The 21462-nt window shown below is 67.9% G+C and carries 10 protein-coding genes; 4 read left to right on the forward strand and 6 right to left on the reverse strand.

The features are described 5' to 3' along the window. Window positions 1-23: 23 nt before the first annotated feature. From SPI01S_RS01345 to SPI01S_RS01360, 4 genes are read left to right on the forward strand one after another with little or no spacing between them, the layout of a single operon-like run. On the forward strand, window positions 24-1001 hold the full coding sequence (locus tag SPI01S_RS01345; protein WP_066716953.1) for an alpha/beta hydrolase: 978 nt from the start codon (window positions 24-26) through the stop codon (window positions 999-1001). After that, window positions 998-2581 carry a carboxylesterase/lipase family protein gene (locus tag SPI01S_RS01350; RefSeq protein ID WP_245653422.1) on the forward strand — a complete coding sequence of 528 codons (1584 nt, stop codon included), beginning with the start codon at window positions 998-1000 and terminating at the stop codon, window positions 2579-2581. The genes SPI01S_RS01345 and SPI01S_RS01350 overlap by 4 nt, the downstream gene beginning before the upstream one ends. Further along, window positions 2578-3648, forward strand: coding sequence for an SMP-30/gluconolactonase/LRE family protein (locus tag SPI01S_RS01355; RefSeq protein WP_157084507.1), 1071 nt, complete (start codon window positions 2578-2580; stop codon window positions 3646-3648). The genes SPI01S_RS01350 and SPI01S_RS01355 overlap by 4 nt, the downstream gene beginning before the upstream one ends. Continuing rightward, a complete protein-coding gene (locus SPI01S_RS01360; RefSeq protein ID WP_245653423.1) occupies window positions 3645-5507 on the forward strand; it encodes a bifunctional sugar phosphate isomerase/epimerase/4-hydroxyphenylpyruvate dioxygenase family protein in 1863 nt (620 codons plus the stop codon). Before SPI01S_RS01355 ends, SPI01S_RS01360 begins: the two co-directional genes overlap by 4 nt. A 4-nt stretch (window positions 5508-5511) precedes the next feature. Here SPI01S_RS01360 and SPI01S_RS01365 read toward each other — a convergent pair whose 3' ends face one another. From SPI01S_RS01365 to SPI01S_RS01390, 6 genes are all read right to left on the reverse strand, one after another. Beyond that, the gene (locus tag SPI01S_RS01365; protein ID WP_066716960.1) at window positions 5512-6801 is read right to left on the reverse strand and encodes an MFS transporter; all 1290 of its coding nucleotides are present in this window, start codon (window positions 6799-6801) and stop codon (window positions 5512-5514) included. A 479-nt stretch (window positions 6802-7280) separates the two neighbouring features. Beyond that, window positions 7281-15506: a hypothetical protein gene (locus SPI01S_RS01370; RefSeq protein ID WP_157084508.1), complete on the reverse strand. Its 8226-nt coding sequence runs from the start codon at window positions 15504-15506 to the stop codon at window positions 7281-7283. 265 nt (window positions 15507-15771) lie between these two features. After that, window positions 15772-16956 (reverse strand): tetratricopeptide repeat protein, encoded by a 1185-nt coding sequence (locus tag SPI01S_RS01375; protein ID WP_245653424.1) that lies wholly within the window; start codon window positions 16954-16956, stop codon window positions 15772-15774. Between the two features lie 8 nt (window positions 16957-16964). Then, complete coding sequence (locus SPI01S_RS01380; RefSeq protein WP_066716967.1) at window positions 16965-19133, reverse strand: tetratricopeptide repeat-containing sulfotransferase family protein; 2169 nt, start codon at window positions 19131-19133, stop codon at window positions 16965-16967. A 60-nt stretch (window positions 19134-19193) separates the two neighbouring features. Continuing rightward, a complete protein-coding gene (gene rfaE2 / locus SPI01S_RS01385; RefSeq protein WP_066716970.1) occupies window positions 19194-20612 on the reverse strand; it encodes a D-glycero-beta-D-manno-heptose 1-phosphate adenylyltransferase in 1419 nt (472 codons plus the stop codon). After that, a complete protein-coding gene (locus SPI01S_RS01390; protein ID WP_245653425.1) occupies window positions 20609-21346 on the reverse strand; it encodes a hypothetical protein in 738 nt (245 codons plus the stop codon). Before SPI01S_RS01390 ends, rfaE2 begins: the two co-directional genes overlap by 4 nt. Window positions 21347-21462: the final 116 nt, after the last annotated feature.

Here is a 21462-nt window from a genome sequence, read left to right on the forward strand (position 1 = left end):
CGTTGAAATGAGGGAGAGGCTGGATGAAGAGAACCATCGCGCGGATCGCGCTCCTGTTGTCGGCGACGGCCGGCGGCGGCGCCGCGCACGCCCAGACCCGCACCTTCCCCGTGGCGCCCGCGCCCGTGCTGGAGGACAAGTTCCCGGTCGTTCCGGTCGCCTTCTCGGGCGGCGTGAAGGCCTATCGCGACATCGTCTATCAGACCCTTCCCGGCTACCGGCCGCAGATCGTCGACATCTACGTCCCCGCCACGCCGGGCCCGCATCCGCTGGTGCTCTACATTCACGGCGGCGGCTGGATGGCCGGCCACACCCGCCATTCGGGCGCGCTCGCTGATTTCCCCGCCGTGCTCGCCGCGCTAGCGGCCGAGGGATTCACCGTCGCCAGCCTGGAATATCGCCTCTCCGGCGAAGCGAAATTCCCCGCGCAGCTGCAGGACGCGAACGCCGCGCTTCGCTTTCTTCGGGCCCAAGCGGGCGCATATCGCATCGACCCGGCGCGCGTCGGCATATGGGGCGGATCGGCGGGCGGCCACCTCACCGCGCTCACTGCGCTGACCTGTCGCGACACCACGCTCGACCCCGCTGCCGGCAAGGATGGCTGCGTGCAAGCGGCGGTGACCTGGTACGGCGTGTTCGACTTCTCCAGCATGGCCCAGAACAACGACGGCAATGCCGCGGGCGGGCGGCTGCTCGGCTGCGAGGGCCCCTGCCCCGCCGACCGCCTGCGGGCCGCCAGTCCGATCACCTATATCGATGCCAAGGATCCACCCTTCCTGCTGATCCACGGCGAGGCGGACAAGACGGTGCCCGTTGCCCAGTCGCACCTCGGCGAGGCCGCCCTGCGCCGTGCCGGCGTGCCGGTGGAGGCGATCTACATCCCGGGGGTCGACCACAGCTTCATCGGCGCCACGCCGGAAGCGACGCGCGAAGCAACGCTGCAGGCGACCAACGCAACGTTCGATTTCTTCCACAAGGTGCTGGGAGTGCCCCGGAAGTGACGCTAAGCCGCATCGCTGCCGCTGCAGCCGCCCTGGTGCTGCTGAGCGGCCAGCATGCGGCGCCCACGGCACCGTCGGTTCAGGTGGAGCAGGGCCGCATCGAAGGCATCGCCCTGCCCTCCGGCGTCGATGCCTTTCTCGGCATACCCTTTGCCGCTCCGCCCGTGCGCGACCTGCGCTGGAAGCCGCCCCAGCCACGCGCGTCATGGGCGGGCATCTATCATGCCGAACGCTTCGCGCCGGAATGTCTCCAGCCGCTGCGCGGATCGCAGCAGAACCATTATTTCGGCGAAGGGGCTACCAGCGAGGACTGTCTCTACCTCAACATCTGGAAGCCCCACGCCGCGCGCAAGGCGCCGGTGCTGGTGTGGATCTATGGCGGCGGCTTCAACATCGGGTCCGCCAGCATGGCGAACTATTCGGGCGAGCCGCTGGCGCGGGATGGCGTGATCCGCGTCAACATCGCCTATCGGGTGGGCCCGCTCGGCTTCTTCGCGCATCCCGAGCTCAGCCGCGAATCCGGCTATGGCGGCTCGGGCAATTACGGGCTGATGGACCAGATCGCGGCGCTGCAATGGATCCGCCGCAACATCGCCCGCTTCGGCGGCGACCCCGGGAACGTCACCATCATCGGCCAGTCGGCTGGATCGATGTCCGTCTCACTGCTCCAGCAAAGCCCGCTCGCGCGCGGCCTGTTCCAGCGCGCGGTGGGAATGAGCGGCAGCAGCTTCGGCGGCATGCTGGGGGCGGCGCAGCTCGCCAGCGCCGAGCAGCAGGGCGTTGCGCTGGCGAAGGAACTGGGCGCCACCACGCTCGCCGAGCTGCGCGCGCTGCCCGGCGACAAGGTGGCGGCCGCCCAAAGCCCCCGCGCCGCGATCGTGCTCGACGGGCATGTGCTGACCGGCACCGCGGAATCCATGTTCGCCGCGCACCGCCAGAGCGACGTGCCGGTGCTGATCGGCTACACCCAGGACGAGAGCTTCCGCCCCTTTGGTCCACTCCCGGACCGGACGGCGCTGGCGAGCGCGCTGCGCGCCCGCTTCGGCGACAAGGCGGAGGCGATCCTTGCCGCCTATCCAGGCGACGACATCGCCCGTACTTCCGCCGATATTGCACGCGATTCCACCGTCGGCGCACAGATGGCGGATTGGGCGCGCTACCAGCTGCGGTACGGCACCCAGCCGGTCTATGCCTATCTCTTCACCCGCCGCCACCCCTATGCGCCGGGCATCACCTTCAGCGATCATGATCCGGTGAAGGCGGGTGCCTATCACACCGGCGATGTGCCCTATTGGCTGCGGACGCGCGATTCGCTGAACCTGTTCCGCGTCACACGCAACTGGGAACCGGGAGACGTGACGCTGGAGCGCGACATGGCAGAGGCACTGCTCCACTTCGCGCGGACCGGCACGCCCAGCAGCGCCTCGATCGGCCGCTGGCCGGCGGCCAGCCTCGACGCCCCGCGCCTTGTGCGCCTGGCACCCGCCAGCACCGTGGTCCCTTGGCCGCACTTTACCGACATGCCGCTGTTCGAAGGGGCGACCTCTCCCGCCGAGCCGCGGGCGAAACCGCGCGATTGAGTCCGCTGCTCGCCTTGGCCGGGATGCTGGCGGCAGGTCAGAACACCGCGCTCGCCTGCCCGCCCGATCCGCCGCTCGCGTATGTCTGTGGCGCCGAAAAGCCGGAGGACGTGCTGGTAGTTCCGGGCACGCCCTGGCTGGTCGCGAGCGGCTTTTCGCCCGGCGCCGGGCTGAAGCTGGTCGATCGTCGCGATCGACGGCTGACTCGCTGGTTCACCGGCGCAGCCGAACAGAGCCTGCCTGATCCGGCGCTGACCCGGTCCTGCCCAGGTCCCCTCGACCCCGCGCTGTTCAATGCCCGCGGCCTCTCCCTGCGGCGGCTCGACGCCAAGCGCTGGCGGCTCCTCGTCGTCAACCATGGCGGGCGCGAGTCGATCGAACAGTTCGATATCGCGCTCGGCGACGGCGCACCAAAACTGACCTGGCGCGGCTGCCAGCCCATGCCGCCGGGACAAGTGGCCAATGCCGTTGCCAGCTTCGCCGACGGAACCATCCTCGCGACGGTGCTCACCCGGCCCGGCACGAGCATCGCCGATTTCGTGCAAGGCCGGGTGACCGGCGGCGTCTGGCGCCTGGCCGCCGGCGACCCCGCCTTCACCCTGCTGCCGGGCACCGAACTCCCCGGTAACAACGGCCTTGAAGTCGACCCCGATCAGCGCCGTTTCTACGTGATCGCGTTCGGCTGGCACGCGGCGATGGTCTATGACCGCACCGACACGCGGGTGCCGCTCGCCCGGATCGACGCGCCAGACTTCATGCCCGACAATATCCACTGGACCGATGGCCGCCTGTTGCTCGCCGGCATGCGTCTGGACGAGCCCGCCTGCGGCGGTCTGCGGCGGGTGATCGACGGCGTCGCGGATCCGATGCGCTGCCACCGCGGCTGGGTGGTCGCCGAGCTCGACCTCGCCCGACATCGCCTCGCGACCGTCGCCTATGGCATGCCCGCCCCCGGCTTCAACGGGCTCTCGGCGGCAGCGCTGGCAGACGGCGAATTGTGGCTCGGCTCGTTCCAATCCGATCGGCTGGCGGTGCTGCCGCTGCCGCACCCAAAGGAAGCACCATGACTGCGATGAACGCGATCGCGACCGTCTCGCTGAGCGGCACGCTGGAGGACAAGCTGCACGCCGCCGCCACGGCGGGTTTCCGCGCGGTGGAGATCTTCGACACCGATTTTGTCGCCTCGGCGCTGTCGGCGGAGGCGGTGCGCGCGCTGCTCGATGCGCTTGGGCTCGCCTGCGTTCTCTATCAGCCGCTGCGCGACGTGGAAGGCATGCCCGAGCCGCATCGCTCCCGCGCGCTCGCTCGCGCCCGCCAGAAGTTCGAGGTGATGCGTACGCTCGGCTGCGACCGGCTGCTGCTCTGCTCGAACACCTCGCCGCTGGCCGCAGGCGATCGCGCCCGGATCGTCGCCGATCTCCGCGCCGTTGCCGACATCGCCGCCGAATACGGCATCCTGATCGGCTATGAGGCGCTCGCCTGGGGCCGGCATGTCCAGGATCACCGCCAGGTATGGGAAATCGTGCAGCAGGCCGATCACCCCAACCTCGGCATCCTGCTCGACAGCTTCCACTCGCTCGCCCGCAACATTCCCAGCGAGTCGATCCGCGCGATCGACCCAGCGAAACTCGTCTTCGTCCAGCTCGCCGACGCACCGCGGATGGACATGGACTATCTCTATTGGAGCCGGCACTTCCGCAACCTGCCCGGCCAGGGCGGGCTGGACCTGACGGGCTATGTCGCCGAGATTCTGCGCATCGGCTATCAGGGCCCGCTCAGCCTCGAAATCTTCAACGATCGTTTTCGCGCCAGCTCCGCCGAGATGGTCGCAAGGGACGGGTTGCGATCGCTGGACGCGTTGCGCGACGCCGCCGCCCGCAAGCTGGGCCGCGAGACCCGCATGCCCGCCCGCGCGATCATCGACCGCGTCGAGTTCGTCGAGTTCGCCGTGGCGGAGGAGGATCGCGCGGAGCTGGGCGCGATGCTGCACGGCGCCGGCTTCGATCGGATCGGCCGCCATCGCACCAAGGCGGTGGAACTGTGGCGCGCCGGCACGGCCAGCTTCGTCCTGAACTTCGAGGAACAGGGCTTCGCCGCGGCCTATCGCACCATGCACGGCACCGCGATCTGCGCGATCGGGCTGGTGGTGAAGGACGGCCCGGCGGCCATGGCTCGTGCCCGCGCGCTCGGCGTGGCGCAGCATGCCAGCGACCTGCCCGCGATGCCGGCGCTGCGCGGGGTGGCCGGCAGCCTGGTCTATGTCGTCGATGCCGAGGCGATGGATGCGATCTGGGCGGACGAATTCGTGTTCGACGCCGCACCTAGCGCCCCGAGCGTCGATATCCAGGCGATCGATCATCTCGCCGCAACCGTCTCGAACGACGAGTTCCTGTCGTGGCAGCTTTATTGGCGATCGCTGTTCGACGTCGAGGTGCAGATGCCGCAGGACGTCATCGATCCCAACGGGCTGGTGCAGAGCCAGGCGATCCAGAACCGCAGCGGCAGCTTCCGCATCACGCTCAACAGCACCGATGCGCGCGAGGCGCTGTCGGCGCGATTCCTTCACCAGTCGTTCGGCGCAGGCTTCCAGCATATCGCGCTGCGGGTGGGCGACATGGCCGCAGCGGCGCCGATGCTTGCCGAGCGAGGACTCGAACCGCTGCCGATCCCAGCCAATTATCACGACGACGTCGCCGCCCGCTTCGGCTTGACCGTTGCCGAGGATGCAGACGCCCGGCGCTACGGCATCTTGATTGACGAGGAAGCACCCGGCCGGCGGTATCGCCAAGTCTATAGCCGCGCCTTCGCCCGCACCTTCTTCTTCGAGTTCGTCGAGCGGCACGACTATGGCGGCTATGGCGCTCCGAATGCGACGATCCGGCTGACGGCGCAGAACCGCTTCCGGCCCGCGCCGCCGCTCGACTGAAGGGTCAGTCGAGCACGATCCGGCGGACGTCGCCGAGGATGAAGATGTAGGAAAAGGCGCCGAGCAGCGCGACGCCGCCGATAAAGGCGAGCGCGTAGAAGAAGCTGCCGGTCGCCGCCACGATCGCGCCTACCACCAGCGGCGTGACGATCCCGGCCAGGTTCGCGGCGAGATTGAACACGCCCCCGGTAACCCCGAGCATCCCTTCGGGCGCGAGGTCCGACACCAATGTCCAGCCGAGCGCCGCCATGCCCTGTGCGAAGAAGGCAAGGCTGAGGATCGCGATCACCAGCGTGTCGCTCTGCACGAAATTGGCTGCGACGATGCTCGAGGCGAGCAGCAGGCCGAGGATGATCGGCAGCTTGCGCGCAACGTTCGGCGAATGGCCCCGCGCCAGCATCCGGTCCGACCACCAGCCGCCGAACAGCACACCCACCGACGCCGCGATGAACGGCGCGACGGCGAAGAAGCCGATCTTCAGCCAATCCATGTGGCGCTCGTTGGCGAGATAGGTCGGGAACCAGGTAAGGAAGAAGACGAGCGTGGAGTTGCCGGCGAACTGGCCGAGACAGATGCCCCACATCTGCCGCGTCTGCAGCAGGCGTCCGGCCGCGTTCCAATCGAAGCGCTGGCGCAGCGGCTGGTCGAGCAGCGCGCCGCCCGCCACGATCGCGTCGAGTTCGGCCTGGTTGGCACGGCTCTCGCGCGGATCACGATAGTGTTTCCACCAGATCAGCGCGAAGCCCAGCCCGACCGCACCCGCGCCCACGAACAGCGAGCGCCAGCCGAAATGCGCAATCGCCGCGAACAGGAGCGGGCTGAGAAAGGCGAGGCCGATATACTCGCCCACGGTATAGACACCGGTGGCGAAGGCCCGCTCGTCGCGCGGGAACCAGGTGGCGACGACGCGGCTGTTCGCCGGGAAGCAGGGACTCTCCGCCACGCCGAGTGCCAGCCGCAACCCGATGAGCCCGGTAATGCCGGAAACGAACGCCTGGCATAAGGTGAACAGCGACCAGAAGCCGACGGAAAGGACATAGGTCAGCCGCGTTCCGAACCGGTCCAGAAAGGCGCCCCCCGGCACCTGCGCAGCGGCGTAGGACCAGCTGAAGGCCGAAAAGATCACCCCCATCAACGCGGCGTTGATGCCCAGTTCGCGGGTAAGCATCGGCGCCGCGACGCCGAGGATGGTGCGATCGAGATAATTGATGAGGGTGCCGCAAGCGATCAGCCCCAGCATGGCGTACCGCACGCGCGTCGGCCGGACACCGCTCCCCAGTTGGGACGAAACCATAGCCGCTACTTCCTCTCCCGGCGCGCTCCTGCTGAAGCGTCGATTTCGCTATAGGGACTAGTTCGTACCAAAATCAACCGGGTTAGATGTTGAGGTCTGGGGATCCTCCCACGGACATGCGGTTGCGGCTATGACAGCATCCCGCTTCGCCGTTGCCGCAAGAGATAGCAACCTCGATCGGACGGGAGCCCCACATTGAGGCTTCCACTCCACGACAATCCCGCCCCAGACCATCGCGACGGTCTCGATGAAGCGGCGCTTCCAATGAAGATTTCCCAATGATCCGAGTGCCCAGCGCTTTCACCTCGGGCGTCATTCTACCTCCAGGGACCGTCCCCTGCATGCCGCAGGCGGGGTCGCGCACACACCGGATGCGTCGGCTGCTGTGACGGCAGGTGGCACCATGCCGGCGCCCCGCCTGGCGAAGGCGCGGTGCCGACGCTTCCGATCGCAGGCAATCGATCGAAAGCGCCGTCGCCTCAGAAATTGATCGTAAGCTTCACCGTTCCCGAATGGCTCTGGAACGCGTTGCGCAGTTCGCCATCATATTGCACGCCGATCCGAAGGCGATCGGTCCGCATGAACGACAGACCCGCGCCGATCAGGGCACCGTCTCTCGGGCCGCGCGTCGAGGTGCTGGTGAAGGTCACGCCACCCAATACCGCGCTCAGCGGTATCGGGCCGTTCTTGTAGTTATGCGTCCAGCCGATCTTCAGCGACGGCGCAAAGCGGCCCGAGGCGGTTTCGAAGATCGCCGCGCCCTGCACACCCACCTCGTGGTTGAACGAGTCGACCGAGAGCTTGCGCACCTGCATGTTCGCGGCGCCCGCACCGCTTTCGGTATAGCCGTCATTGTCGAGGTGGACCACGCGCGCCCCGGCAAAGGGCGTCAGCGAGGCGGTATCGCTGAGCGGCACCGTATAGCTCACGCGCAGGCCACCGAGATACTGCTTCCCGTTATACGACGCCTCGGCGGTCCGGCCGAGATAGTCGATCCGGCGCTGCTGGCGATAGTGGTTGAACCCGAAGCCGAGCTGGCCATCGATCGCGAGCCCGCTCTTTTCCGGATCGCCCGGCTGCCAGGTGAAATAGGCGGTTCCCTGGAAGCTGTTGAGGCGGGTGCGGCTGCCGGTCAGGTCGGAACGGCCGTTGGCGGTGCTGCCTACCCAGCTCAGCGCGCCGCCGACGACCAGGTTGGTGGTGCCGATCAGGTCGACGCCGGCCATGACGCCGAAGCTGTTGGCCGCATAGGGCGAGGCGCCGCTCGCTTCCCCGCGCTTCGCGGCGTTGACCAGGATCTGTCCCCACACGCTGCCACGCTGGCCCTGCGAGCCGGCGGCCATGCCGCGCTCCTCGCGGCCGCTGGCGTTCGCTGCCAATACTTCCTGGTGCTGGATGATCGCGTTGACCGCCGGCGATACCGCGATGGCCACGACCTGCGGCGTCAGCTGCGTCGGCGAAAGCTGGACGATCGCGCGCTCCTGCTCCGCGATCGGCAGCGCGGCGAGCGGCAACAGCACCTCGTTGATCACGGGAAGCGCCGCCGCGCTGCCCGTGCCGTTGCCTGCGGCGACGATGGCGTCCAGCGCGGCCCCAGTCCCGACACCGGAGCCGCCGGCCGAAACGCCGGTCGGGGCGAACTGCGTCGCCGGAACGGTGTTCAGCACCGTCAGCACCAGATCGGAGGTGCCGCCGCCGGTGGCGGTGGAGAACCTGCCGTCAAGGCCGCTGATCGAGGCGGTCAGCCCGCTATAGGTCAGCGCGCCACCCGCCTTGACCACCGTGAAGGCGGACCCGGCCGAGACGCTGGTGCCGCCCAGCGCGATGAGCCGCACGTTCGTGCCGGTAAGGCTTGCCGACCCGCTGACCTGGAGCTGGCCATAGACGCTGGTGGAGGTCACCCCGATCAGCAGCGCACCGCCCGTCTGGGTGTAGTTGCCGGTCACCCGCACCACATTGTTCAGCTGCAGCGCGGCGCTGCTGACCAGGCCCCGGGTGCCGAGGTTGATCGCATCGTTGAGCACGAGGTTGCCGCTGAGCACCAGATTGCTCGCAAGGTTGGTGATCGTGCCCTGGCTGCCCGCCGCAAAGCCGGTCAGCGTGCCGAAGCTGGTCCCGCTGCCGCCGGCGATGCGCAGATCCGTGCTCGACACATTCTGGATGTTGCCCGCGATGACGCCGCTGTTCGTGATCGGGCCCAGCGTGCCGGCATTGGAAATCGCCACCGGCGCCGCGATGGTGCCGCTGTTGGCGATCGCGCCGATCGTGCCGTTGTTGACCAGGCCCGTGGTGGCGGTGACGGTATTGCTGTTCGTCAGCGTGCCGATCGAACCCGTCCCCGCGACGTAGATGGCGGTCCTGGCGTTGAGCGCGCTGGTGTTGGTCAGCGCCGCGAGCGTCCCACCGACATAATTGTTGGCGACCTGCGCCACGAGATTGGTGCCCTGGGTGGCGCCGCCGACCTCGATGCCGGCGATGTTCGCGGTGTAGGCCAGGCCGCCATAGCTCGAGCCCGCCCCGCCCTGCACCAGTGTGCCCCCGCCGGAGCCGGCCAGATAATTGCCGGTAGCGGAGAAGCCGTCGAGCGCGATCGTGCCGCCGCTGAGCGCGGCCGTGCCACTGACGATCAGCGTGTCGGTGCCTGCCGTCATCTCCAGCGTGCCGCCGGTCTGGCTGAAATTGCCGGTGACGTTCACCGCTCGGTCGAGCCGCACGGTGGCGGCGCTGTTGGTCAGGCGGTGGCCGGTCACCACCACCGCATCGTCGAGCAGGATCTTGCCCGATGCCAGTACGACATCGGCGCCGGTGCTGGTGATCGTACCCTGGGCGCCGCCCTGGCCGGAGAAGGTGCCATAGCCGCTGGTGCCGCCGATCAGCGTCATCGCGCTGGCCGATTGGTTGCGCACGTTGCCCAGCATTGCGCCGCTGTTCGCCACCACGCCGATACCGCTGGCGGCGACCAGCGCATTCGGCCCCTGGATCAGGCCGCTGTTCGACAGCGTGCCGATCGAGCCCTGTGCCAGCACGCCATTGGCGCTGCCGGTAAGCGTGCCGCTGTTCGACAGGACGCCCACCGTCGCACCGGACGCCACATAGACCGCCGTCGCGGTGCTGAGCGTACCGGTGTTGACCAGCGAACCTTGCGAAGTGCCGATATAGTCGTTGGTGACCGACAGCAGCAGGTTGGTGCTGCCGCCGATGGTGGCGACCGAGGTCGTCACGCCGAGACCGCTCACGCCCGTCGAGGCGAAACTTGCGCCGCTGTAGGACGAACCCGCACCGCCCTGGATCAACGTATAGGACGTGCCCGCCAGATAGGTGCCGGAGCCCGACAACGCCGCGACGATGGAGCCGCCGGACAGCGTGGCAATGCCGCTCACCGCCAGCCCGCCGACGCCGGGGTCGAGGATCAGCGATCCGGCCGACTGGGTGTAGTCGCCGGTGATGCTCACCATGCCCGGCAGCGTCAGCGCCGCGCCGGTGTTGAGCACGCTGTGGCCGGTCACGTCGATCGCCGCGTTCAGCGCGAGGTTGCCGCCGCTGAACACCAGATTGCTGGCGGTATTGACGATGCTCGTCTGGCCGCCGACGCCGGTGATCGTGCCGATGGTGCTGCCGCTGCCGCCGGCGATCGTCAGGTCGTTGGCGGAATTGTTGACGATCGCGCCGAGCATCACGCCGCTATTGGTGATGCCGCCGATACTGCCGGTGGTGAACAGCGCCGTCGCACCGCCGATCGTGCCCTGGTTGTCCAGCTGCGCGATCGTGCCGCCATTGTTGTAGATGCCGAGATTGTTGCCGATCAACCCGCTGTTGGTCAGCGTGCCGATGCTGCCGGCATTCTGCAGCCCGGTGCCGAAGGCGTCGTTGGTCGTCTTGATCGTGCCGGTGTTGACCAGCGCCGTGATCCGGCCGGTGGCGGCGTTGGAGAGGCCGGGGTTGCCGCCCTCGATCAGGCCGGCATTGCTCAGCAGCGCCACCTGCCCGGCGTTGAACACGCCGCTGTCGGTTCCCGACAGCGTGCCGCTGTTGCCCAGCGTTCCCAGGTTGCCGGTCGCGGCGATGTACACTGCGTTGGCCACGCCGCCGATGCTGCCGCTGTTGTCGAGGGACGCGAGCGTGCCGCCGACATAGTCGTTGCTGATGCCCAGCACGAGGTTGGTGCCGCTGGTCGTCGCTGCGGCGAGCAACCCGGAGACGCCGGCCACACTGATGCTGGCGCCGGTATAGTTGGATCCCGCGCCGCCCGAGACGAGCGTGCCCGCGTTCGTGCCGGCGGTATAGTTGCCGGTGCTCGACAGGCCGCTGACCGCGATGGTGCCGCCGGTGATGCTGGCGGCCTGGCTCACGACCAGACGGCCGGTGCTGCCCAGATTGAGCGTGCCCGCGGTTTGGGTGAAATTGCCGTTGATGTTGACGATCGTCGAAAGCGAAATGTCCGCGCCGGTATTGCTCACGGTCAGCGCGCTGGCGGCGATGCCGACCGCGGTGATCGTGTCGTTGAGCAGCAGCGACCCCGCGGCGAAGGTGAGGTTGCCGCTCGCGCCGATCGTGCCCTGTGTGGTGCCGGTCGCGCCGGTAAACGTGCCGACGGCGCCGCCCGAACCACCGATGATCGTGCCGATCACGCCGCCGCTGGCGTTGATGTTGCCGCGGATCAGGCCGGCGTTGATGACCGTGCCGAACGTGCCGGCCAGCGCGGTCTGGCCCGACATCGTGCCGCTGTTGTTGACGACGGCGATGACGGCGTTGTTCTGGATCGCGACCCCGGCGCCGGTGATGACGCCGCTGTTGGTCACGGTGCCGATCGTGCCGCTGTTCAGGATCGCCCAGCTGCTGTTGGTGATCGTGCCGGTATTGACCAGCTGGCCGATGCTGCCCTGGTTCCACAGCGCGGTGAAATTGACGTTGGTGATGCGCCCGGCGTTACTCAGGGTGCCGATGCTGCCGCGGTTGTTGACGCCGAACTGCATGCCGCCCAGCGTGCCGGTGTTGGACACCGTGCCGATGGTACCGGTCGTTGCAACATACAGGCCGGTGGCGGCGCTGGTGAGCGATGCCGCGTTGGCCAGCGTCGTGAGCGATCCGCCGACATAGTCGTTGGTAATCGCCAGCAGCAGGTTGTTCCCGCTGATGCTCGACGAACTCGCCAGCCCGATGACGGTCCCGGTCGAAACGGTAGCGCCGGAAAGCGACGAGCTCGCGCCGCCGGAGACCAGCGTATAGCTGCTCGCCAGGTAATTCCCCGTGCTGGACAGGCTGGCGGCGACCGTACCGCCGCTCAGGTTCACCGCACCGCTGACGATCAGGCTGCTGGTGCCCGGGGTCAGGCTCAGCGTGCCTGCCGACTGGCTGTAATTGCCGGTGATGCTGATGTTGCTGGTCAGCGACAGGCTGGCGCCGGTGTTGCTCACGGTGCGGCCGGTCGCGATGATCCGGTCGTTCAGCAGCAGATTGCCCGACGCGAACACCACATTGCTCAGCGTGTTGTTGATCGTGCCAATGCCCGACGTGCCGGTCAGCGTGCCGATCGTGCCCGCCGCGCCGCCGGTGATCGTCAGGTTGTTGGCGGTCTGGTTGTCGATCCGGCCCTTGATCACGCCGCTGTTGGAAAGCCCGCCCAGGCTACCAGACACGTAGATCACGTTGTTGCCGCTGAGCGTGCCGCCGTTCTGGTTGATCAGCGTCGCAAGCGAGCCGGCGACGTTCACCGCGTTGGTGGCGTTGCCGATATAGCCGCTGTTGACCAGCGCGCCCAGTGTGCCGCTGACCTGGACGGCGCTCTGCCCCGAAGTGATCGTGCCGCTGTTGTTGATCGTGCCGGTGTTGCTGTTGCCGTCGAGATAGATGCCCTGCGGCCCGCCGTTGATGCTGCCGCTGTTGCTCAACAAGCCCAGCGTGCCGTAATTGGCGAAGCCAGCCGAGCCCGAGGAAATCAGGCCGGCATTGGTGAGCGTGCCCATCGAAGTATCGTTCTGCAGCCCCGCGGCGGTTCCGCCCAGGATCGTGCCCGTCGATGTGTTGGTCAGGTTGGTGATCGTGCTCTGGTTGCCCAGGCCCTTTTGCCCACCGCTGATCAGGCCGCTGTTGGACAGGCTGCCGATGCTGCCATTGCTGCTGAGGCCATCATTCAGGCCGGTCAGCGTGCCGCTGTTGATCAGGGTACCGATCGCGCCGGTATTGGCGACGTAGAGCGCCCAGGTAACGCCGCTGATCGAGTCGCTATGGTTGATCGAGGCCTGCGTATCGCCGACATAGATGTTGTTGGCCGCCAGCAGCAGGTTGGTGCCGCTGGTCGCGCTGCCAAAGGCCAGGCCGGTAAAGCCGCCGCTCGACACGATACTGACGCCTGCGTAGCTGGAGCCGACGCCGCCGCTCACCAGCGTGCCGCCGGTCGCGCCCTTGATATAGGTGGCGGTGGCCGAGAAGCCGTTGGCACCGGTGGTGATCGTGCCGCCGGTGAACGTCGCCGCCTCGGTTACGGCCAGCTTGCCCGCATTGCCCAGGTTCAGCGAACCGGCGCTCTGGCTGAACTTGGCATTGACGTTGACGATCGTCGAAAGCGTGATGTCGGCACCGGTATTGCTGACGGTGACCCCGCTGGCGGCGACGTTCTTCACGGTGATCGTATCGTTGAGCAGCAGCGCGCCCGACGCGAAGGTCAGGTTCGCATCGACGCCCAGCGTGCCCTGCACCGTGCCGTTGAAGCCGGTGAAGGTGCCGACGGTGCCGCCCGACCCGCCGATGATGGTGCCGATCGTGCCGCCATTCCCGTTGACGTTGCCCAGGAACAGGCCGCTGTTGCGCACCGTGCCGAAAACGCCGGCGATGACGTTTCCGCCGCTCCCGCCCGACATCGTGCCGCTGTTGTCGATCAGCGTCATGACCGCGTTGTTCTGGACCGCGTTGCCCGCGCCCGCGATGACGCCGCTGTTGGTCAGCGTGCCGATCGTGCCGCTGTTCAGGATCGCCCAGCTGCTGTTGGTGATCGTGCCGGTGTTGACCAGCTGGCCGATGCTGCCCTGGTTCCACAGCGCGGTGAAGTTGTTGTTGGTGATGCGGCCCGAATTGCTCAGCAGGCCGATCGTGCCGCGGTTGTTGACGCCGAACTGCGCGCCGCCGAGTGTGCCGGTGTTGGAGAATGTGCCGATGCTGCCCGTCGTCGCGACATACAGGCCCGTGGCGGAGCTGGTCAGCGCCGCGGCATTGGTCACAGAAGCCAGCGAGCCGCCAATATAGTCGTTGATGACGGTCAGCTGCAGCGCCGTGCCGCTCGTGCTCGACGATCGGTCCAGGCCGGTGAGACTGCCGATCGTCACCGTCGCGCCGGCCAGGTTCAGGCTGGAGCCGCTGAGCAGCGTGTAGGTGCCCGCCAGGTAATTGCCGGTGCTGACGAAGTTCGACTGGACCGTGCCGCCGCTCACCGTCACCGCGCCGGTCGCAATCAGGCCGCCCAGCGGGTTCACGTCGAGCGTGCCCGTCGTCTGGGTATAGGCGCCGGCAAGGTTGATGCTGCTGTTGAGCACCAGGTTCGCGCCGGTATTGCTGACGGTCCGTCCGGTCGCGTTGATATTGTCGTTCAGCACCAGGTTGCCGGATGCGAACACCAGGTTCGCCAGCGTGCTGGTGATGCTGCCCTTGTTCGTCAGCGTGCTGCCGGTCAGCGTGCCGAAGGTGGCGCCGGTGCCGCCGGTGATCGTCAGCGCGTTGGCGCTCAGGTTGTTGATGTTGCCGGCGATCACACCGCTGTTGCTGATGTTGGGCACGGACACGCCCGATGCGAGATACAGCGCGATGGCGCCGCTCAGCGTTCCGCTGTTGATCAGCGAATTGAAAGCGCCGCTGCCGATCGAAATGCCATAGCTGCCGCCGCTGATCGTGCCGCTGTTGTTGATCGTGCCGATCGTGCCGCTGGTATGGAAGACGCCGGCCTGGGCACCGATGATCCGCCCGGTATTGGTGACCTGGGACATCGTCCCCGAATTCCAGAGGCCGCCGGTCGCGCCGCTGATCAGGCCGCTATTGGTGATCTGACCGATCGAGGAGCTGGTCTGGTTGTTGCCGATGCCGCTGCTGGAACTGCTGATGATCGTGCCGGTGTTGATCAGCGTCAGGATCGAGCCGCCATTGTTGGCGATGCCGCCCGCGGCACCCGCGGCCCCTGCGGCCACGGTAATCGTGCCGGAATTGTTGAGCGTGCCGATCCTGCCCGTGGCGGCATTCTGAATACCGCGGGTCGTGCCCGCAATCACGCCGGTGTTGCTGAGCGATCCGATCGATCCGGAATTGGTGACGGCGGTGCGCCCGCTGATGCGCCCTGCGTTGGTCAGCACACCGATCGTACCGACCGCATTCACGAGGATTCCCGTCGTGACCGCCGAGATCGTGCCGGTCGCTGCGTTGTTCAGCGCAGCGACGCTGATCGTGTCGGTACCGGTCGTGCCCACGCGGATCGCGACCCCGGACCCCGCCGTGTCGTTGACCAGGCCAGCGTTCGACAGCGTGCCCACCGCCGCCCCGGCCCCGCCGGTGATGGTGAGGGCGCTCGGGTCGGCAGTGTTGATCGTGCCGATGGAGGTAATTGTAAAATTACTGCCCGGCGATACCGCCCCGCTCCACGTCGTTCCGGTAGTGACCGATGTCGCGATCGTAGTATCTTGTGCCAGCACTGGCGGCGCAGCAAGCGCCACCCCCAACACCAGCATGGAGGAACTTGCCAGGATTGCCCGGTCGCGATTCGAACGCATAGATCATGCCCCAAAATGCTGCGCACCGGAATCTTCGGTCAGTTCACAAGGACCATGACAAGCCAGGGACATGATTTATTCCCTGAACCGCATGCATCCCATTGAAATCCAGACCGAAACAAAACCCCTCCGACGCAAGTTCCTAATCTAACGATTCTTGTCATCATAGATTAACCTGAATTTACCCTGAGCTTCGCTACGGGAGGAGTCAACTACCACTGTATTATCCCGTAGCCTTGCCACATAGAGCGCGGGGGGCGACCTTGAGGTCCGCGAGCGCTGCAGCAACACGTGCGATCACCTGGTCCCACCGCCCCCACTCGGTCTGGCGGAACAGCCGCACCGAAGGATACCAGGGCGAGTCGTCGCGGCCCTGCAGCCAGCGCCAGTCGGGCAGCAGCGGCAACATCACCCAGGCAGGGCGCCCCAGCGCGCCGGCGAGATGGACCGGCGAGCTGTCGATCGAGATCAGCAGATCGACTTCGGAGAGGATCGCCGCCGTATCCTCGAAGTCGCGGATCTCGGAACTCAGGCTGACGAGGTTCATGCCCGGCGGCGGCCGCAGGGCATCGCCCTCGGTGGGGCCCTTCTGGATCGAAAAGAAGGTGATCCCCGCCTGCCCCAGCGGCGCCAGCGCCGCCAGCGACATCGATCGGTTGGCGTCGTTCAGGTGCGTCGGCCGCCCCGCCCACAGGCATGCGACCTTCAGCCCCGAATATTGCGCCAACCGCGCCCGCCAGGCCGCCCGCCGGTCGGGCAAGGCGGTGATATAGGGCATCGGATCCCCCGGAAGATCGCCGAGCTTGAGCCCCATCACCATCGGCAGGCTCATCATCTCGCAGTGCGCGTGGAATGGCGGCGGCAGCTCGCCGCGCAGCGTGACGGCATCGAAGCCGGGCATCCGCCGCGCGATGCTCGCCATTTCGTGGTTGATCTCGAGCACCACCTGCGCCTGGCTGCGCTGCTTCGCCCAGGCGACCATCCGCAGGAACTGGAACGTGTCGCCATAGCCCTGCTCGTCATGGATAAGCAGCGTCTGGCCCGGCATCGGCCGCCCGTCCCAGCGCGGAAGCTGCACCTTGCGCTCGATCCGCGTGGTGTGCGCCAGGCTGTAGCGATAGCTGTACTCGCGCCAGCCGCGCTCGAAATCGCCGAGCAGCAACAGCGTCTCCGAAAGGTCGAACCGGGTGGGAAGATGCCCCGGCAGGGCATCGACCAGCATTTCCTGGATCGGCCGCGCCTCCGCCACGCGCCCCTGCACGCGATAGGACTGGGCCAGCAGCGCCCACAGCGCCACGGGGCCGCTGCCGCCGGCCAGAAGCGGCCGCAGCATCGCCTCCACCTCGGCGCCGCGCCCGGCTGCCAGCAGTGCCTGTGCCTGCCCCTCCAGCGCCTTGGTGTCCGTCACCGCGCCGCTCAATGCGCCGCCACCGGCTTCTCCGCGCGCTTGGCCGAGGCCTTGCCCGCACGTTTCGCCCTGGCGGCCGCAGGCGCGTCCGGCACTTCGGCCGGATCGATGCCCAGCGTTTCGAGCAGCGGCCCGAGATGCTCGGCATAGTCGCGCCAGCGGCCGATGCTGCTGCTGTATAGCGGGCGCCGCACCTGGTTGACGCTGGCCGTGCGGATGGTGCGCGCGGTGGCGTGGAAATCGACGCAGGCGGGGTTCCAGTCGAGCCCGCAGAACGCGATCAGGCGCCGCGCCTCCGGCTCGATGTCCGCCACCACATCCTCGTAGCGTAGCTCGAGGAACCGGTCCGCCGGCAGCACCGCGCGCCAATGCGCCATCAGCCGTTCATAGCTGCGGTAGAAGCGTGCCAGCTCCACCTGATCATAGCTGAACAGCTGCTCGCGGCTGAACAGCTTGGTGTAGCAGGACAGGCAGGTATCCACCGGATCGCGGCGCACATGCACGATCCGCGCCTCGGGCAGGATGCGGTGGATCAGCCCGGCGAACAGGAAGTTCGACGGCATCTTGTCGACCAGCCGGCGGTGGTTGCCCGCCATCGGCCGGATCGCGTCCAGATACTGCTGCCCCAGCGCGGCTTCGGTTTCCGCCGTGAGCTGCCGGGCGATCGCCGGATAGCCGCCGCCCTGCTGGACCAGGCGCTGCAGGGTCGAGAGTTCGCCCGCGCCGGCGATCGCGGGATGCGACGCCAGGATCTGCTCGATCAGCGTGGTGCCCGAGCGGGGCATGCCGAGCACGAACACGGCAAGGTCGCTGCCCGCGGTCGCCGCGCGCGGCCGGGCAAGCAGCTCGGCCGGAAAGGCGGCGATGATGTCCGACATCCATTGGTCGATGGCGCCGGCATCATAGGCGAAGGTCGCCCGCTTCTCCCGATTGCCTGCATCCAGATAGGTGAAGGCGCGCTCCGCATCGCCGACATCCATCCACGCCTTGCCGATCGCGAACTGCAGCGCGGTGCGATCCGACTGCACCTGCACGCCGCCGGGGGCGAGCAGCGCCTCCATTGCCGGGATCGCGGGATCGCCGGGTTCGAAGCGCTGCAGGTCGGCGATGTTGAACCAGGCGGCGGCGGAGCGGGGGAACTGGGCCAGCACCTGCTCGAACGCCGTCTTCGCCCCGGCGCGGTCGCCCTGCTCCATCAGCAGCACGCCGCGGTTGATGAGCGCCTTTTCCCGGCCGAAGCCGGGGAGCTGGGCAGCCCGATCGAACGCCGCCAGCGCCTCGTCGGTCCGGTTCTGCGCCTGCAGCACCTCGCCCAGGATGTTCTGCGTCTCGCCGTTCTCGGGCGCTGCGGCGACGGCCCGGCGGGCATCGGCCGCCGCCTCGTCCAACCGCCCCAACCGGCGCAGGATCGTCGCCCGCACGCCCAGCCCGCCGACATGCATCGGCACCGAGATCAGCAGCGAATCGATCCAGCGCAGCGCGTCCTCGTAGCGGTCGCGCGCCACTTCCACCGCGGCGGCGTTGATACAGGCGTCGGACAGGCGGGGATTGGCGTCGATCGCGCGGCGCGCATGGGCCAGCGCCTCGTCCGGCAGGCCCAGATCGTTGAGCAGATGGCTAAGGTTGCTCAGCGCCTCGGCATAGCTGGGCACCAGCGCCAACGCGCGTTCGTACTGCGTCCGCGCCTGGTCCAGCCGCCCCAGCCGCTTCAGCGTGTTGCCCAGATTGTTGTGCGCCTCGGCATAGTCCGGCTGCAGCGCCACCACCCGCTCGAGGCAGGTCAGGCTCTCTTCCAGCTTGCCGGCTTCCTGGAGGACGATGCCGAGGTTGTTCCAGCCGGCAACCAGGGTGCTGTCCATCGCCACCGCCCGGCGCCCGGCCTGTTCGGCCTCGGCCAGCTGGCCGGCCTGGCGGCACATCTCGGCCAGGTTGCTCAGATAGATGGCCGGCGCGCGCGGTGCCTGGCAGGCGCCGCGGATGTGGTCGATCGCCAGGTCCAGATTGCCATAGGCATGCGCCATCAGCCCCATCAGGTGGAGGGCGTCGGATTGCCCGGGCCACATCGCCAGCACCTGCTGGCAGAGCCGTTCGGCCTGATCGGCCTGTCCGGCATTCCAATGGGCGTTGGCCTGGGCCAGCGCCTGCTCGACGGTCAGGTTCTGCGTTGGCGTGTTCATGGGTGCGGTTTCTTCATCCGATGGAGGCGTTGCAGATCAGGTGGGCGTGGCATGGCGCGATCATGGGCCGATGGCCGCAAGCATCGCGGTGGTCGATCGTCCCGCGAGCAGGGGGGCGATGACCACCTCCCCGCCGGCATCCCGGACGAGATCGGCGCCGACGATGGTCTCGGCACTATAGTCGCCACCCTTGACCAGAATGTCGGGCCGGATCGCGCGGATCAGGTCGAGCGGCGTATCCTCCTCGAACGCCACGACATGATCGACCGAGGTCAGCGCGCTCAGCACCTCGGCGCGGTCGGAAAGTCCGTTGACGGGCCGCGCACCGCCTTTCAGCCGACGCACCGACGCATCGGCATTGAGGCCGACGACCAGCAGGTCGCCCTTGCGCCGGGCCAGCTCCAGCAGGCGGACATGGCCGGCATGCAGCATGTCGAAACAGCCATTGGTGAACACGATCCGCGCGCCGCCGGCCCGGGCCTGATCCAGCCGGGCAAGCAGCAGCGGCAGGGACACCAGCTTGCTCGCGCCGTGGCTGCGCCGGTCCAGCCGCTCTTCCAGATCGGCGCGGGTCACGACATAGGTGCCCGGCCGGGAAACCGCGATGCTGGCGGCAAGGTTCGCCTGGTCGATCGCCGCGGCCATCGGCAGACCTTCGGCGATGCCGGCGACGAGCGCGGCGATGATCGTGTCGCCCGCACCGGTCACGTCGAACACCTCCAGCGCCTCGGTCGGGTGCTCGACCACGTCACCGTCGCGGGACACCATCAGGATGCCCTTCGCGCCGCGGGTGACGACGAGATAGTCGAGATCCAGTTCGGCCAGCGCCTGCTGCGCGCGCGCCGCGATCCGATCCTCGGGGCATGCGCCGAACAGCGCGTGAAACTCGCGTGCGTTGGGCTTCAGCAACGAGGCCCCGGCATAGCGGGCGGGATCAGGCGCCTTCGGATCGACGAAGCTGGGCACGCCGCGGCGCCGGGCAATGGCGATCAGCGTCGGCAGATCGGCAAGCGTCCCCTTGTCATAGTCCGAGAAGATGACCGCGCAGACGCCGTCCAGGCTCCGCTCGAAGCGGTTCGCGAGGTCGGCCCGCGCCGCCGGCCCGGCGGTGCTGTCCTGGTCGATCCGGGCAATTTGCTGCACGCCGGAGATCAGCCGGGTCTTCTGCGTGGTGCGCTGGCCGGCCTCCACCACGGCATCGAGCGCAACGCCGTGATCGGCCATCAGCCGGGCGAGGTCCGCGCCCGCGGCATCGTCGCCGCAGATCGTCAGCAGGCTGCATCTCGGGCCGAGACCGGCAACATTCGCGGCCACATTGGCGGCACCGCCGGCGCGTATCTCCTCGCGGCCGGCACGCACCACCGGCACCGGCGCCTCCGGCGAGATGCGGTGCGTCTCGCCGATGATGTAGCGGTCGATCATCGCATCGCCGACCACCAGCACATGGGGGCGATCGGCCGGGGAAAGGTTCCAGGTCATGGCTTCACGCTCCCCCAGCCCGGAACCCGCGCAAGATCGTCGCGCATGGCCAGCAGGGGCCATTGCCCGGCCCAGCAGCAGCCATGGTCCTGGCCGGCAACCGTGACGATCGCCACGGGCGCACCCGCCGCCATCTTTCCCACGAAGCCGCGGGCGATGGCCGGGGTGACATTGCGATCCTCCGCGCCCACGAAATGCACCTGCGGCAGCCGGGACAGGCGCGCCGCGTCGGTGGCGGGATCGACCGAACGCGACAACGGCGTCAGACGATGGGCAGCGGTCCATGCGCCGAGATCGAGATTGGCGGCGACCGTCACCAGCCCGACAACGTCGTCGCGCCGCTCGGCCAGCAACGCCGCAAGGGCGCCGCCGCCCGAATAGCCGACCAGGATCAGTCGCGATGCGCCGGCATCGGCCTTGAGCCGGTCGAGCGCGGCACCGGTGCCGTCGATCACTTCCGGCGCGTACCGCGCAACGCTCCAATAATCGCTTTGGCAGTTCCGGGCGCGGGGGCCGTATTGGCAAGGGCGCGCGAGCCAGGCGACTGCGCCGCCGCCAGGATGGCGCAAGGCCAGTCGAAGCGCCACCGGGTCGGTCGGCGTCGGGTCCATCGCACGGCGGCCCGGCGCGGCATAGGAGAAGCCGTCGCCCTCTATATACACGGTCAGCACGTCCGGGCGCGCGATGCCGGGACGCCGCGCCACGGCCAGATCGAAGCCACCGGCCGGAATCACGGACCATTGCCAGCCTGCATCGCGCGCCAGGGCAACGGCGGAGACCCGCGCGGCCGCAGCATGGCCGGAACAAAGGGCAAGAAGGAGGACAAATATCCTCAGTATACGCATTAATA

Origin of the sequence: Sphingomonas pituitosa NBRC 102491 (assembly GCF_001598435.1) — a bacterium.
GTDB classification, from domain to species: Bacteria; Pseudomonadota; Alphaproteobacteria; order Sphingomonadales; family Sphingomonadaceae; genus Sphingomonas; species Sphingomonas pituitosa.

Bases quoted from the DNA above. Each gene is read 5' to 3' on its own strand.
- SPI01S_RS01370 (WP_157084508.1), bottom strand. From the start codon at position 15,506: ATGCTGGTGTTGGGGGTGGCGCTTGCTGCGCCGCCAGTGCTGGCACAA.
- SPI01S_RS01365 (WP_066716960.1), bottom strand. From the start codon at position 6,801: ATGGTTTCGTCCCAACTGGGGAGCGGTGTCCGGCCGACGCGCGTGCGG.
- SPI01S_RS01380 (WP_066716967.1), bottom strand. From the start codon at position 19,133: ATGAACACGCCAACGCAGAACCTGACCGTCGAGCAGGCGCTGGCCCAG.
- SPI01S_RS01345 (WP_066716953.1), top strand. From the start codon at position 24: ATGAAGAGAACCATCGCGCGGATCGCGCTCCTGTTGTCGGCGACGGCC.
- SPI01S_RS01360 (WP_245653423.1), top strand. From the start codon at position 3,645: ATGACTGCGATGAACGCGATCGCGACCGTCTCGCTGAGCGGCACGCTG.
- rfaE2 (WP_066716970.1), bottom strand. From the start codon at position 20,612: ATGACCTGGAACCTTTCCCCGGCCGATCGCCCCCATGTGCTGGTGGTC.